Source organism: Paradesertivirga mongoliensis (genome assembly GCF_024436395.1).
Classification (GTDB): Bacteria; Bacteroidota; Bacteroidia; order Sphingobacteriales; family Sphingobacteriaceae; genus Paradesertivirga; species Paradesertivirga mongoliensis.
Genome location: NZ_JAFMZO010000001.1, coordinates 834,481 through 849,911, shown reverse-complemented (window position 1 = coordinate 849,911; position 15,431 = coordinate 834,481). Strand labels below are relative to the sequence as shown.

The following is a 15,431-nucleotide window of genomic DNA, read 5'->3' as shown; positions in this document are numbered from 1 at the left end:
GGCAGGATCGTGATAAGCCGCTTACTGTTCGACAACAACTTTAAAAACAAATTCAATTTACCGCCCCAATTTATCTGGTCGGTACTTTGTATCTGTATTTTGCCGGTAGCATTTGTAATCCCTCAGCTGTATTCGGGAAGTGCTGCAGGTCCTGCCTCTGTCGAAATTCCATACGGCGCCTACTCTACAAAGTATCTCTCTTATCATATCTGGCTAATCTTCGGTATCTCGGCCGCGGTGATAACATTCGCCCTGTCGTTTGCAGACTTTGTTGTAAAAAAAGATATTTCTACCCCCATAGTTGGAGGCGCTTTATTCTGCGTGGCCCTATACGAAGGCTTTTTCCTCGTCGCTGATAATAACTTTATCCGTTTTTCTTCCAGTTCACCCAACGATCTCTATTTAAAATGGTTTATTAGCAGGCTGCTTCATGCGATATTGTTAACGGCCAGTATCTGGTATTTTATCAGCATCGATAAAAAGAACATACGCAGCCTCGAGCAGAAGCGAAGATCGTTGTCGGGCCTGGCGGTTATCTTTTTTATAATACTGACAATCGCTATACCCGTTACATTTTACATTGACGATATTGGTGCCCTGGTTACAAACAATTTCATCTCTCATCCTTACGAGCTTGGAATTCTTGTTATCTACCTGATACAGGCATTTTGGTTCCTGCCATATTTCTTAATCCGCTTTCCTTCGCTGTTCACCAGACTAATGGTGTTAAGCATCATTCCGGCAGCCTTTGCGCAGCTGTTTATGGCTATTTATCAGCAGCCTTACGATAGCTTTTTTAATGCAGCCTACTTTCTTCGCTTTGTAAATTATCTTATCCCGCTGCTTGGAATAAGTATGAATTACATTGACACCAGCAGAAAAGAGAAGAACATTATCGCCCGTCTTGACAAAGAAATCAGAGAACGTGTACTTATTCAGCGAGATCTGGAACGAAGGGAGGAGCTTCTGGCCAATGCAGAAAAAATTGCTCATCTGGGCAGCTGGGAGTTTGATACCCTTACGGGATCAGTGAAATGGTCGGACGAGGCATATAACATTTTTGGATACGATCCGGCGAAGGTTTCTCCCTCGCTTCGACTTCAGGAAGAAATAATAGCACCTAAATACCGGGAGAAAGTAAAACGGGAACTCACGTCGGCAGTTAGAAATAACAGCTCCTATAACATCGAATATCAAATTCAGCGGGCTAACGGCGAGGTGAGGTATGTATTAGCCCAGGGAGATTATGCGAGCCAGGAAAAGAAGCTGATAAGTACGATCCTTGACATCACCAGCCTTCACGAAGCCTCTGTAAAGCTTACTCAGAGCGAAGCGCTCTTGCGCGAAGCCGAAGCGATATCGCACAATGGTAGCTGGGAGTGGTTTATTGAAAAAAATAACTTCTTCTGGTCTGACGAGTTGTTCAGAATTCATGGCCTTCTGCCCAGCCAAAACAGGATTGACCTAGAATATTACCGAAGCATTATCCATCCCGACGACAGCTTCAGGTTTTTTGAAACGCTGGCAAACTCTAAAGAAAAGCACGAACCTTTTTCTTTAGAATATCGTGTGGTGAGACCTAATGGTGAAGTGCGACACCTCCTGTCGAATGGTAAATACAAAATTGATTCTTTTGAAAACGTCTATCAGGTTGTCGGAAATACGCAGGATATCACCGAACTGAAGAACACCACTTTACAACTCGACAAAAGCGAAAGTATTTACCGCACCATCGCTAAAAATGTACCTGATAGCGCGGTATTCCTTTTTGATAAAAAAATGGAATTGCTGCTATGCGAGGGTCCGGCTATCTCGAGAATCGACCCCGAGCAAACATTGGACAAAGGGACCAGTCTGCAAAACATGTTTGCCGATGACTATCAACGTGCTTTAAAACTGTTCCAGTCTGCTCTAGAGGGTGAAGGTAACCGGTACGAGAAAGGCATTAATGCCAAAACTTTTAAAATAACTTATAACCCTGTTTATAGCTCGTCATCGAACGAAATATTCGGGGTGATGATAGTGATGCACGACATCACCGATATTAAAAAAGCGCAGCAAAACCTGGAAAGCAAGGTTGCCGAATTAAACCGCTCGAACAGCGAGCTGGAGCAGTTTGCTTACGTTGCATCGCATGATTTGCAGGAACCGCTGAGAAAAATTCGGGCATTTGGCGACCGCCTTCAAAGTAAATACAGCATTCAGTTACCGGCAGAGGGGATTGACTATATCAACAGGATGCAAAATGCGTCCGAACGGATGCAAATTTTGATAGACGACCTGTTAACATTCTCGCGGATTAGTCGCCCTAACGAAGATTTCAAGCCGGTAAGTCTTTCAGAAATCATCAAAGGGGTATTGGGCGATCTTGAATTTACGATTGAAAAGAAAAAAGCCAGAATGGAAATAACCGGCGAACAGGTGCTAAAAGCAATACCTTCGCAGATGCGCCAGTTGTTTCAGAATTTAATCAGCAACTCATTAAAATTCACAAAAGAAGGGGTAATTCCGGTTATTAAAATTAATATTGACAAAATAAGCGGGGCAGGGTTTTCTTCGCCTCATCTGCCCCTGGTTGAGGATCGGGAATATTGCAAAATCAGCTTAGAAGATAACGGCATAGGATTTAATAATGATTATGCGGAAAAGATTTTTACCTTGTTTCAACGCCTTCATACCCGCAGCGAGTACGAAGGAACAGGAATAGGATTATCGGTTTGTAAAAAAATAGTGGAGAACCATTCAGGATATATTGAGGCGAAGGGGATAGAAGGAGAAGGAGCGACCTTTTATATCTTTATACCATTTGACTATAATTAATGAGAAAGAAGAAGTTGATTTTGATTGCCGAGGACGATGCTGATGATCGCTTAATGATTAATGAAGCGTTTTTGGAAAATAACATGCCTGCCGGTATTGTATTTTTCGAGAATGGCGCCGAATTGCTCGATTATCTTTACAGTTTTGAGGAAGAGATCGAACGTACCCTGCCCGACTTGATTCTACTCGATTTAAACATGCCTAAAATGGACGGTAAAGCCGTGCTGTCTAAGCTTAAACTTCATAACCAATACAAAGAAATCCCGATAGTTATCTTAACTACTTCGAGGTCAAAAGAAGAAGAGATAAATGTTCTGGAAATGGGGGCTTCGGGATTTTATACAAAACCTTCGTCATTTACCGAGCTGGTTAATATCACAGCCTCCATCTCATCCAGATGGATTCAAAATTAAAAAGATCAGATGAGCACTATTAAAATACTTCTGGTTGATGATGATGAAGACGACTTTATCCTTACAAAGGATATTTTAAGCGAAAACTCGCACATTCAGAAATATGAGCTATCCTGGTGCAATAGTTTTTCTGAGGCAATAAATGCCATGCTAAAAAGTCGTTATGATATCTACCTGGTTGACTACCGCCTGGGGAAAGATTCTGGCATGGATCTCTTAAATGAAGCCATTAAATCGAACTGCACCGAGCCTATTATTATGCTTACCGGCAAGGGCGATCTGAAGATTGATCAGGAAGCCATGCAGCTCGGCGCCGCCGATTATCTGATAAAGGACACCATATCCGGACCAACGCTTGAACGTGCAATCCGCTATGCGCTTGCTCATAACCAGACCTTGCAAAAGCTGAAAGCCAGCGAGAGCAAATTCCGTATCATGTTCGAACGCTCTAAGGATACGATGCTGATAACAAATCCACAAGGCCGTATCATTGACGCTAATACCGCAGCCTTAAGCTTTTTCGAAACCAACCGCTCTGAACTGTTAAAGATCAATGCTGCCAGTTTATATAAAAACAAAGAGGACCGGGCTCGATATATCAAAACAATCAACGCAGAAGGGGCAATTACCGAACTGGAAGTGGAGATGGTGACTCTATCAGGTAAAACGAAATTTTGCAACGTTTCTTCATTTCTCCAGGTGTCGCAACATGCTAATGAAGAGCTTTATTATTCTATCATACACGATCTTACATTTCGTCTGAATCAAGAAAAAGACATTGCCATATCACACAAACTGGCCGCTACCGAGCGTATTGCGAAAAGCATTTCCAAAGAGATACAGAATCCATTATCGAACATAAATCTTGCCATCGATGAACTCTCCAGCTCTTTGAACAATGAAGATAGCCTGGCGCTTTCGGATATTATCAAAGGAAACTGCGAGAGAATTAATGCACTAACAACCGAGTTGATAGAAAGTACGGATGTGTTATCGCTAAACTTATCGGATACCGACTTGAGCACCCTGTTTACTGAGCTGGTTGACGACGCCCGACAAGAACTGGATTTAACAATAAGCCGGCCTAAGATTGAGGGCTTAGCCGCAAAGGTTGAAGCAGAAAAACTGAAATCAGCCTTAAAAGATATTTTAAAAAATGCCTCGGAAGCGATTGATAAAGAAACAGGTTCAGTAAGCATCTCGGTCGAAAAACGTTCGTCGGGGATTAGGATAGAAATAAAAGACAATGGCACTGGTATCGCGCCTGAGAACCTTGATAAAATATTTGAGCCATTTTTTAGTACCAAGCCAAAATCGATGGGGCTGGGCTTAACGCGTGCCCAACGAATTATTAACGGCCATAAAGGAAAAATCCAGGTGGCCAGCACACTCAACTCGGGCACTACCATCAACATTCTACTCCCGGCTGATTAGGCCTCAAAGCACTTTCGCACCTCTTTTCGTAACAATTTGCCAGATTCAATGTTATGGCATAAAGTATTACATTGCTCGCTCGGCGCAATGATACTGCAACACAACTAAATGGCCTTTTTCAACTATAAGCAGCGAAACAATATCGTATTAATAATCCTGATCATCCTTGGCGGTGGTATCCTCTATTCACTGAGATATATTGCAGGTACTTTGTTAAGTACGGTGGTAATGTATACCATCTTCAGACCCGTCTACCTGCACATTAATCAAAAATGGCAATGGAGAAAAGCGGCTGCAAGTATTTCCGTAATTATTATATCATTTATCATCATCATTCTTCCTATTATCACCCTCTGCCTGATGGTGATGCATAAGGTAAATGAATTCAGACAAGACCCATTGAGAGTCCAATACCTGGTAAAGCGACTGGATGCATTTTTTTACAAAACATTTAACCAGCGTAACCTGGTAGATAACGCCCTTGACAGAGCTAGCGGCTATGCCAGCGATCTGTTTCCGTCTATATTAGGCGGTGCAGGATCTTTATTACTGGGGATTTCCGTGATGTATTTCCTGCTTTATTTTATGTTCAGGCATTATCAAAAATTCGAAGCCGGATTGATTAGATTTTCACCCTTCAGGGAGCAGAACGCTTTAAAATTTGCAGATGAAATGAAGAACACCACTTACTCAAACGTTCTGGGGCAAGGTTTGATTGCGACGGTGCAAGGTGCCCTGGTTTCTCTTGGATTTTTTATATTCGACATTCCTGACGCCTTATTTTGGGGGGTAATCTCCACTTTTCTATCGTTTTTACCCTTAATTGGCGCTGCCCTGGTGTTTGTTCCGGCCGGTATTCTGGCCCTTGCAAATGGAGATGAAACCGCAGGCTGGGGAATTTTAATCTGGGGATTCGTACTCGTTACCAACATCGACAATGTCATCCGTTTCCTTATCGCCAAAAGAGTGGGTAATATCCATCCTATTATCACTATTATTGGGGTAGTGGTGGGGATACCAGCATTCGGTATTATGGGGCTGGTTTATGGGCCTTTATTGTTATCTTACTTCATCCTGACGGTAAGAATCTATGAGACTAGTAAATTGGCAACCGAGCGCCTGGAACAGATCCGATCGGCAGAAGAAGAATAAATTTATTGAAACAGTTTTTATTCTTGCTTTGTATTTAGAGTACAGTCAGAATAAATTTTATACGATTATCACTCATACTTTACCATAATCCTTTAAATCATGAACGACAGCACCAAAATTGTGGCCGCATTATTAGCAGGCTTAGCTGCAGGAGCAGCAATTGGAATCCTCTTTGCACCAGAAAGAGGCTCAGAAACACGCGATAAATTAAACGATGCGCTGAAGAATCTCGGCGATGCGATCAAAGACCGCGCAGCAGAAGAAATCGATAATTTGTCGAACTTCAAAGAAAACGTGGTTGATAAAATTAAAACGAAGCTGAATAGAGAAGAGGGTTTTGATTCGTCGGCTAACCAGCAAGCACCGGTTACAGAGCAAATGTAAATCTAATCCCCTGAAGGGAGCACTATTTTTAATGTCATGTCAGAAACTCAAACACAAACTCAGGAGCAGGAGCGAAAGGTATCGCCCGATTTGCTTGCTTTATTGAAGGAATACATAGCCACTAAGGTGGAGCTTACCAGACTAACCGTCATTGAGCGGCTTACCGTAGTAACAGCGAATCTTATCACCGATTCTTTTGTACTGATCATGGGAATACTGACATTCCTTTTTGCATCATTCACACTTGCACTTTATTTAGGTGAAGAATTCGGATCGTATGCATTGGGATTCGGCATTGTAGCGCTGTTATATCTCACTCTGGCCCTGGTAATGTATTTTATAAAAGATAAGCTGGTAGAAAAATACCTGCACGATTTTATGGTGAAGCGGATATTTAACAAAAAGAAATAATGGAAAAGTCGTTTAGCAGTTTAGCAGAATTACGTGCTGAAATTGACTTTTTGAAAGTCAAAGCGTTTAAAGATGAAGAAGCTCTGAAAGATGGCTTTAAAAGCCCTTCTGCGATTTTCGGCCTGTTTAAAACGGATAGCGGGAAATCTTCCTTTACCCATGATCTAATGCAACAGGATATCTTCACCAACATATCAAGGGTTGTTCTACCACTTTTATTAAACGGAGTCTTCTTTAAAAAATCCGGCTTCATCACCAAAACTCTGATCACGTTTTTGTCGCAGAAAGCGGCCAAACAGGTTAATTCAGATCGGGTTTCGGGTATTCTGGATAAGTTTACCAGTATCTTTAAAGGAAACGGCAGGCCACAACGAGTAGCCCCCATCAGGGATTATGGGATACCGCCGGATAGTGAAACGTATTAACTAGCAATAAAAAAACCCGTCAATACGGGTTTTTTTATTGCGCTTCCGACTATAGACTTCCAAAAGTTCTAAACTTTTGGAAAGCACGCATCTGCTAAGCCACCTTTACCGCTTCTTCCTTATTTAGGAAGTCCTGATAAGCCAAACGTATTCCATCTTCTAATTGCACCTTGTGCTTCCATCCAGCCGCGTGAAGCTTCGACACATCCATTAACTTTTTGGGCGTACCGTCGGGCTTGGAAGTATCAAATTCTAATTCGCCTTCAAAACCAACAATTCCTTTAATCAGCAAGGCAAGATCTTTAATTGAAATATCCTCTCCGGTGCCGATATTCACCAGGCTGGGTTCATTGTAAGTTTCCATCAGGTAAAAGCAGGCATCCGCTAAATCGTCGGCGAATAAGAACTCACGATAAGGACTTCCGGTACCCCAAATCGTCACTTTGCCCTGTGAATTAACTTTTGCCTCATGGAACTTACGGATCAGCGCAGGTAATACGTGCGAATTCTGTGGATGATAATTATCGTTATAGCCATATAAATTGGTAGGCATAACCGAGATAAAATTACATCCGTATTGAGCGCGATAAGCGTCGCACATCTTTATACCGGCAATCTTCGCTATGGCGTAAGGTTCGTTAGTTTCTTCTAACAGTCCCGTCAATAAATATTCTTCTTTAAGCGGCTGAGGCGCCAGTTTAGGATAAATACAACTCGATCCTAAAAACATCAGTTTTTCTACCCCGGTTAAATAAGCATTATGAATAATGTTATTCTGGATCATCAGGTTATCGTACAAAAATTCGCCCCGATAAGTATTGTTTGCTACAATACCCCCAACCTTCGCTGCGGCGAGGAATACATAGTCGGGCCTTTCTTCGGCAAAGAAATCACTTACCTGCTGCTGGCTCCGCAAATCCAGCTCTTTTGAGCCTCTTGTTATGATGTTCGTATAGCCTTCTTTCTCAAGTTTACGATGTATCGCCGATCCAACCATTCCACGATGGCCGGCAATGTATATTTTAGCGTTTTTTTCCACGTATATTTTCCTGTTGCCACAAAGATAAAACTTTATTTTTGCGACGAATTTAATTATGGGTAAAGATAAATTAAGACGGTTCGCCGAGATAGCGACATTCCAGAATGTTAAACAGCTTGATGAAGGAAAAGTTCTAAAAGGGAACTGGAATATTTCACAATTTAACAACAAAAACCCTGTTATTTTAGAATTGGCATGCGGAAAAGGTGAGTACACTGTAAATCTTGCTAAACTTTTTCCCAACAAAAACTTCATAGGGATTGACTACAAGGGCAACCGGATCTGGAGAGGAGCAAAAACTGCCATCGAAGAGAACATTCCAAACGTAGCATTTCTGAGGATCCAGATCGAAAACCTACTCGACTATTTCGACGAAAACGAGGTATCGGAAATCTGGATTACGTTTCCAGATCCACAACCACAGGACAGTCGTGAGAAAAAGCGATTGACATTTCCAAAATTCCTGCAGAGATATAAAACCTTACTGGTTGAGGGAGGAATCGTCCATCTCAAAACAGATAACGACCAGCTCCATGCCTATACGCTAGAAAAGATTGAGGAGCTTGGCTTGAATCTCAAAGTAAGAACTGAAGATCTTTATAATTCTGAGTTTGCCGATGAGGTGCTTTCTATAAAAACGTATTATGAAAAAAAGTATCTTGCCAGGGATAAGAACATCAATTATCTGAAGTTCAGCTTCGATTAAAATGGACAAGGACACCTTCTTCGACAGAGTTTATGAAGTGGCCCGACTTATTCCGGTCGGCAGGGTGACCTCTTACGGTGCAATAGCAGAATATCTGGGTACAAAAGGTTCGGCCCGGATGGTTGGATACGCCATGAATGCTTCGGGTACTGCGCAGCCCCGGGTACCGGCACATCGTGTGGTTAACCGTTTTGGGATGCTTAGCGGAAAAAGCCATTTTCCTGGTCAGAACCTTATGGAAGAGATGCTGAAAAGTGAAGGGATTGAAGTAGAAAATGATCTTATCAAAGATTTCGAAAACCTATTTTGGGACCCCAACAAAGAATTGCTATGACCGAACAACCGATAGTCCGCTGCTCGTGGTGCGGCACCGATCCGCTCTATGTTAAATATCATGACGAAGAATGGGGAAAGGAAGTGCACGACGATAAAGTGTTGTTCGAGTTTCTTATTCTCGAATCTGCACAGGCAGGCTTAAGCTGGATCACAATTTTGAAACGTCGCGATGGGTATAGAAAAGCTTTCGCTGATTTCGACGTACATAAGGTGTCTCAATTTACTAAGGAGGATGTGGAACGATTAATGCAAGATTCCGGGATCATCCGAAATCGCCTGAAAATAGAAGCAGCCATCAGTAATGCAAAGCACTTCATCGAGATTCAAAAAGAGTTCGGATCTTTCGATAAATACATGTATTCTTTTCTTCCCGAAGGGAAGCCTATAAAAAACAGTTTAACGAGCATAAAGGATATCCTGCCAAAAACAGAAATTTCTGATGCGATTTCAAAAGACATGAAAAAGCGCGGATTTAAGTTTTTCGGCACCACCATTTGCTATGCGCACATGCAGGCAACCGGCATGGTGAACGACCATATTATAGATTGTTCTTTTCGTTAAGGAATCAATATCTTGCTACCTTTGAATCTAGTGTTACACCCTTATGGATATAACACAGTCGGTGTAATCTTTACAATCTGAGTAATCACGATAATGAAAAAACTCTTCCTTCTTGATGGTATGGCGCTGATGTACAGGGCGCACTTCGCATTGAGCAAAAATCCCCGTTTTACGTCAAACGGCATAAATACATCAGCGGTGATGGGCTTTACCAACACCTTGCTCGAAGTGTTAAAGAAAGAAAGGCCTACTCACCTTGCGGTGGTGTTTGATACAGATGCACCTACTGAGCGACACACCGACTTTTCGGCTTATAAAGCACACCGTGAAGCGATGCCGGAGGACCTCTCGGCGGCCATGCCCTATGTGATCAAACTGATCGAAGGGTTTAATGTTCCGGTCATAACTTCCGACGGCTATGAAGCTGACGACATCATCGGCACGCTGGCTAAAAAAGCTGAACAAGCAGGATTCCAGGTGTATTGCATGACTCCTGACAAAGATTTTGCTCAACTGGTATCAGAGAATATCTTCATTTACAAGCCAGCCCGAATGGGGAATGACATGGAAATATTGGGTGTGCCCGAAGTTCTGGCCAAATGGGAGATTGAACGGGTAGACCAGGTGATCGACATCCTTGGACTGTGGGGGGATGCAGTCGACAACATCCCTGGTATTCCCGGAATTGGTGAAAAAACCGCCAAGCTCTTAATCAAGCAATACGGTACAGTAGAAAATATCATTGCCAATAGTCACCAGTTAAAAGGCAAGATGAAGGAAAATGTAGAAAATTTTGCCGAACAAGGACTGGTCTCTAAAAAGCTGGCTACTATCCTGTTAAACGCACCGGTCGAGCTTGATGAAGAAGCACTGCAGGTGAATCCGCCCAGCCGCGAAAAACTTGAGCCCTTATTTGTTGAACTCGAGTTCCGTACCATCGGGAAACGAGTGTTTGGCGAAGAGTTTAATGTTACAGAATTCAGGCAGGTAAGCCATGGCCAGCAATTTGATCTGTTCGGAAATCAGCAGGAGCAGATTGTAATAAAAACAGAAACGATTATTGAGCCGGCTCCTGCTTCTAAAAATATCGACAACACTCCTCACGATTATCAGTTAGCGGATACAGCCGATAAAAGGGCCGATCTGATAAAACTTCTGTCGGCACAAACCTCATTCTGTTTCGACACAGAAACTACTTGTCTGGATGCTAACAACTGTGAGTTAGTGGGTCTGTCTTTCTCTATAAAACCCGGTACCGGCTGGTATGTCCCCATCTGCGAAGATCAAACAGAAGCCTGCGGAATCGTGCTGGAGTTCAAAGATCTGTTTGAGAACCCTTCCATCCGCAAGATCGGTCAGAATCTAAAATATGATATTCTGGTACTTAACTGGTACAACATTACCGTACAAGGCGAATTATTCGATACCATGCTGGCCCATTATCTTATAGATCCTGATACACGGCACAATATGGACATCCTCTCGGAAAATTATCTGGGTTATGTTCCGGTTTCTATCACATCGCTAATCGGTACAAAAGGAAAGAACCAGGGCAATATGCGCGATGTGGAGATCGAAAAAGTGAAAGATTATGCCTCTGAAGATGCGGATATCACTTTGCAGCTAAAAGAAGTATTTGAGCCACTACTCGAAAAAACCGGAGCCACTAAACTTGCTACAGAAATCGAAAACCCTTTGATCTATGTGCTGGCGGCCATGGAGAGGGAAGGCGTCAAAATCGATAAGAATGTTTTAGGGGATTACTCCGTACAGCTTGATACGGACATTAAGGTGTTAGAAAAAACAATCTACGAAAAAGCCGGAGTACGATTCAATATAGCCTCACCCAAACAATTAGGAGAAGTTCTTTTCGATAAATTACAACTTGATCCGAAAGCCAAAAAGACAAAAACCGGACAATATCAAACCGGAGAGGATGTTCTGACCGCTCTGGCGACTAAAAGTGATATTGCAAAAGATATTCTGGACTTCCGTCAGCTTCAAAAATTAAAATCCACCTACGTGGATACCTTACCTCTGCTGATAAACCCAAAAACGGAACGGGTTCATACGTCTTACAATCAGGCGGTAGCTGCCACAGGCAGGTTAAGCTCTAACAATCCCAACCTTCAAAACATACCCATTAAAACCGAGCGTGGAAGGGAGGTGCGGCGAGCGTTTATTCCACGTGAAGAGGGGTTCACTATCATTTCTGCCGATTACTCGCAAATTGAACTTCGTCTTATTGCCGAAATAAGCAAAGACGAGAACATGATGGAAGCGTTTATGCAAGGATTGGACATCCACACCGCAACGGCTTCGAAAGTTTATGGCGTTGCACTTGATGAAGTTGACTCTACGCAGCGCCGCAACGCTAAGGCTGTAAACTTCGGAATCATCTATGGTCAGTCTGCCTTCGGCTTATCTCAGAGCCTTGGTATTCCACGAAAAGAAGCTGCAGAAATTATTGAGGAATATTTCCGCCAGTACTCAGGAATAAAACAATATATGAGTGATACCATGAACTTCGCCCGTGAGAACGGCTATGTTCAAACCTTGATGGGCCGCCGCCGGTATGTCCGGGATATAAATTCTGCAAATGCAACGGTTCGTGGATTCGCGGAACGAAATGCCATCAATGCTCCTATTCAAGGCTCGGCGGCCGATATGATTAAAATAGCCATGATTAACATCTACCGCGATATGCAGGAACAAAAGCTTATTTCAAAGATGACTATGCAGGTGCACGATGAGCTTGTATTCGATGTATATAACTCCGAGAAAGATACAGTGAAAGCTATTATCCAGAACAGGATGAAAAATGCTTTTAAAACAACTGTTCCCATACTGGTAGAAATTGGCGAGGGAAGTAACTGGCTCGAAGCGCATTAATTAAAAAAACAAAAAACCCGTTACAATTTGACGGGTTTCTTGTTTAAGAGAAAAAAATTTCCTTAAATTTCAAAATCCTTAATTCCTTAATAGATGAATGTTATCCACCTAAGTGCAGAATGTTATCCGGTTGCCAAAGTGGGTGGTCTTGGAGATGTGGTAGGAGCCCTTCCGAAATACCAGCAAGCTGCCGGGATTTCTGCCATGGTAGTAATGCCATTTTACGACCGCAAGTTTGTGAAGGAAAATGAATTTGAAGTCATCTATGACTCTACAATAGTGATGGGGACTTTCATGGGATCGTTCCAGGTGTTACGAGAAGCTACGGATAAACTTGGCTTTCCGCTGCACCTGATAAAAATTCCGGGTTTGCTTGACAGGCCAGAAATTTATAGCTACCCTGATGAGTCTGAACAATTTGTCGCCTTCCAGATCGCTTTTTTAGAGTGGCTGCTTAATTTCGAGGTATTGCCAGACGTTATTCACTCGCATGATCATCATTCGGGGCTGATACCTTTCCTTTTGTATCATTCATCGCGCTATAAATCTCTGTCACACATCGCTACCGTACTCACCATCCATAACGGACAATATCAGGGCTGGCTGGGCTGGGAAAAGTTAAATCTTTTACCCGATATTGATGTTTGGGAAGGAAAATTACTGGAATGGGGAGATTGCATTAACCCGCTGGCTTCGGCTGTAAAATGCTGCTGGAAATACACTACAGTCTCGCCCAGCTATCTCGAAGAGCTTAGCGTCAATTCTAACGGGCTGGAGCAGCTATTTATCTCCGAAAAGGCCAAAGGAGTGGGTATTATCAATGGGATTGACACGGATGTCTGGAACCCGTCGATTGACCCTATGATTTCGGCGAACTATAATACCGAAACTGCGACAGCCGGAAAAGCTGCAAACAAAGCCCTGGTTTGTAAAGAGTTCTTTCTCAGCGACGATAAACCTTTGGTTGCATTTATTGGCAGATTAGTGGGCGAAAAGGGGGCCGACCTGCTACCCGAAGCCGTTACCAGAATTCTACTAAAGCATCCCGATGAGGTCAATATCCTGATTCTCGGTTCGGGAGAAAAAGAGATAGAGGAAGAACTAGCCGCGCTGACTTCTACCTTCAAAGAAAATTATAACGTTTTTATTGGGTATCACGAGGCGTTGTCGCACCGCATTTACGCAGGCGCAGATTTCCTGATAATGCCTTCGCGTGTTGAACCCTGTGGATTAAACCAACTTTACTCGTTGAGATACGGAACCGTGCCGATTGTTAGAAGCACCGGCGGCTTAAAGGATACCGTGATTGATGTTAGCGAAGAAAACGGTTATGGAATCCGCTTTGAAGAAGCAAATGTAGACAGCATCGTTGATTCCGTTTCGCGGGCAGTTGAAATCTATAAAAACAGCACGCAGATGGAATTGTTACGTAATAGAATGATGAACCTGAATTACTCATGGCATCAATCTGCAGCACAATATATAACCCTGTACAACAACCTTAAATCTTTATAAATATGATGTCGAAAGTTCTTGCAGTTATCCTCGGAGGCGGCTCCGGAACGCGTTTGCAGCCGCTTACCGCTACACGCTCAAAACCAGCGGTTCCTATTGCAGGGAAATATCGTTTGGTAGATATCCCAATTTCAAACTGCCTGAATTCTGGAATCAATCGAATTTTTGTGTTAACGCAGTTCAATTCGGCTTCGCTGAATAAACACATTAAGAACACATACCACTTTAATGTATTCAGCACTGCTTTTGTGGATATTCTTGCCGCAGAACAAACTCCGAACAACCAGGGATGGTTCCAGGGAACGGCCGATGCAGTAAGGCAATCGCTGCACCACATGTCGCCCTTTGACTTCGACTATGTTCTCATTTTGTCGGGCGACCAATTATATCAAATCGACTTTAATCACATGATCCAGGATCATATCGATCGCAAAGCGGAGGTGTCGGTCGCAACGATTCCGGTTACTGCCAAAGATGTACCGGGATTCGGAATCATGAAAATTGATGCCGAAGGATTGATTACGGCATTTATAGAGAAACCTAAAAGTGATTTCGAAGAGTGGAAATCAGAAGTGGGGCCAGAAATGGAATCTCAGGGAAGGGTGTATCAGGCTTCAATGGGTATCTACATCTTTAATCGCAATGTTTTATACGACACATTAACAAATGATCCGCATACTGATTTCGGTAAAGAGATTATACCCGAAGCTTTAAATAAAAATAGGGTAGTAAGCTATCAGTACGATGGTTACTGGACAGACATCGGTACAATACCCTCTTTCTTTGAAGCTAATATCGGATTGACAGATGATATTCCCGAATTCAACTTGTTTGATAAGAAAACTATCTTCTCGCGGCCAAGAATGCTCCCTCCATCTAAAGTACAGGGAACAACCCTCGAGCGAACCGTTATTGCCGACGGATGCATCATCCACGCCAGTCGGATTGAGCGTTCTGTGGTTGGTATCCGTACGCGCATTGGCAGAGGTACTACCATTGAGTATTGTTATATAATGGGTAGCGACTATTATCAAAGCCTTGAACAACTGGAAGAGGCCAAGAACAGCCAGACGCCGATAATCGGAATTGGAGAACGCTGCTACATCAAAAATGCTATCCTCGACAAAAATTGCCGTATCGGAAACGATGTGAGAATAAACGGCGGTGCGCATCTAAAAGACGGAGACTACGGAAAATACACCGTAAATGAAGGTATTGTTGTGGTGAAGAAAAATGCGTGTATTGATAACGGAACCGTAATATAAATTGGTTCCCGATAAGAACAGAAAAGCCACCTTTACCCGCAGGTGGCTTTTCTGTTTGTAATGAAACCCGGCCCGGCT

Annotated in this window: 14 protein-coding genes; 13 read left to right on the top strand and 1 reads right to left on the bottom strand. The window is 42.9% G+C overall.

What is annotated here, in order from left to right; translation table 11 throughout:
• The first annotated feature begins 9 nt into the window (after positions 1 to 9).
• The 7 genes from J3P43_RS03325 to J3P43_RS03295 all read left to right on the top strand — a co-directional run bounded on the left by J3P43_RS03325 (position 10) and on the right by J3P43_RS03295 (position 7,039).
• Positions 10 to 2,820, top strand: coding sequence for a PAS domain-containing protein (locus tag J3P43_RS03325; protein ID WP_255898994.1), 2,811 nt, complete (start codon positions 10 to 12; stop codon positions 2,818 to 2,820).
• Complete coding sequence (locus J3P43_RS03320) at positions 2,820 to 3,233, top strand: response regulator (protein WP_255898992.1); 414 nt, start codon at positions 2,820 to 2,822, stop codon at positions 3,231 to 3,233. Before J3P43_RS03325 ends, J3P43_RS03320 begins: the two co-directional genes overlap by 1 nt.
• Positions 3,234 to 3,242: 9 nt before the next feature.
• Positions 3,243 to 4,667 carry a hybrid sensor histidine kinase/response regulator gene (locus J3P43_RS03315; RefSeq protein WP_255898990.1) on the top strand — a complete coding sequence of 475 codons (1,425 nt, stop codon included), beginning with the start codon at positions 3,243 to 3,245 and terminating at the stop codon, positions 4,665 to 4,667.
• 108 nt (positions 4,668 to 4,775) lie between these two features.
• Positions 4,776 to 5,819, top strand: a complete 1,044-nt coding sequence (locus J3P43_RS03310; RefSeq protein WP_255898988.1) for an AI-2E family transporter — start codon at positions 4,776 to 4,778, stop codon at positions 5,817 to 5,819.
• A 99-nt stretch (positions 5,820 to 5,918) separates the two neighbouring features.
• Positions 5,919 to 6,203 carry a YtxH domain-containing protein gene (locus J3P43_RS03305; protein ID WP_255898985.1) on the top strand — a complete coding sequence of 95 codons (285 nt, stop codon included), beginning with the start codon at positions 5,919 to 5,921 and terminating at the stop codon, positions 6,201 to 6,203.
• 36 nt (positions 6,204 to 6,239) lie between these two features.
• A complete protein-coding gene (locus J3P43_RS03300) occupies positions 6,240 to 6,614 on the top strand; it encodes a phage holin family protein (protein ID WP_255898983.1) in 375 nt (124 codons plus the stop codon).
• Positions 6,614 to 7,039 carry a hypothetical protein gene (locus J3P43_RS03295; protein WP_255898979.1) on the top strand — a complete coding sequence of 142 codons (426 nt, stop codon included), beginning with the start codon at positions 6,614 to 6,616 and terminating at the stop codon, positions 7,037 to 7,039. Before J3P43_RS03300 ends, J3P43_RS03295 begins: the two co-directional genes overlap by 1 nt.
• Positions 7,040 to 7,133: 94 nt before the next feature.
• On the opposite strand, the gene fcl is transcribed toward J3P43_RS03295, so the two are convergent.
• Positions 7,134 to 8,078, bottom strand: a complete 945-nt coding sequence (fcl, locus tag J3P43_RS03290; RefSeq protein ID WP_255898977.1) for a GDP-L-fucose synthase — start codon at positions 8,076 to 8,078, stop codon at positions 7,134 to 7,136.
• Positions 8,079 to 8,133: 55 nt separating this feature from the next.
• Between fcl and trmB the strand changes: the two genes are divergently transcribed.
• The 6 genes from trmB (at position 8,134) to J3P43_RS03260 (ending at position 15,353) form a co-directional block, all read left to right on the top strand.
• Complete coding sequence (gene trmB / locus J3P43_RS03285; protein ID WP_255898974.1) at positions 8,134 to 8,784, top strand: tRNA (guanosine(46)-N7)-methyltransferase TrmB; 651 nt, start codon at positions 8,134 to 8,136, stop codon at positions 8,782 to 8,784.
• 1 nt (position 8,785) lies between these two features.
• Positions 8,786 to 9,118, top strand: coding sequence for an MGMT family protein (locus tag J3P43_RS03280; protein ID WP_255898972.1), 333 nt, complete (start codon positions 8,786 to 8,788; stop codon positions 9,116 to 9,118).
• Entirely contained in the window at positions 9,115 to 9,681 is a 567-nt protein-coding gene (locus tag J3P43_RS03275) for a DNA-3-methyladenine glycosylase I (RefSeq protein WP_255898970.1), read from the top strand. Before J3P43_RS03280 ends, J3P43_RS03275 begins: the two co-directional genes overlap by 4 nt.
• A gap of 93 nt (positions 9,682 to 9,774) precedes the next feature.
• On the top strand, positions 9,775 to 12,573 hold the full coding sequence (polA, locus tag J3P43_RS03270) for a DNA polymerase I (RefSeq protein WP_255898968.1): 2,799 nt from the start codon (positions 9,775 to 9,777) through the stop codon (positions 12,571 to 12,573).
• 93 nt (positions 12,574 to 12,666) lie between these two features.
• Positions 12,667 to 14,088 carry a glycogen synthase gene (locus tag J3P43_RS03265; RefSeq protein WP_255898966.1) on the top strand — a complete coding sequence of 474 codons (1,422 nt, stop codon included), beginning with the start codon at positions 12,667 to 12,669 and terminating at the stop codon, positions 14,086 to 14,088.
• Between the two features lie 2 nt (positions 14,089 to 14,090).
• Positions 14,091 to 15,353, top strand: a complete 1,263-nt coding sequence (locus tag J3P43_RS03260; protein WP_255898963.1) for a glucose-1-phosphate adenylyltransferase — start codon at positions 14,091 to 14,093, stop codon at positions 15,351 to 15,353.
• The last annotated feature ends 78 nt before the right edge of the window (positions 15,354 to 15,431 follow it).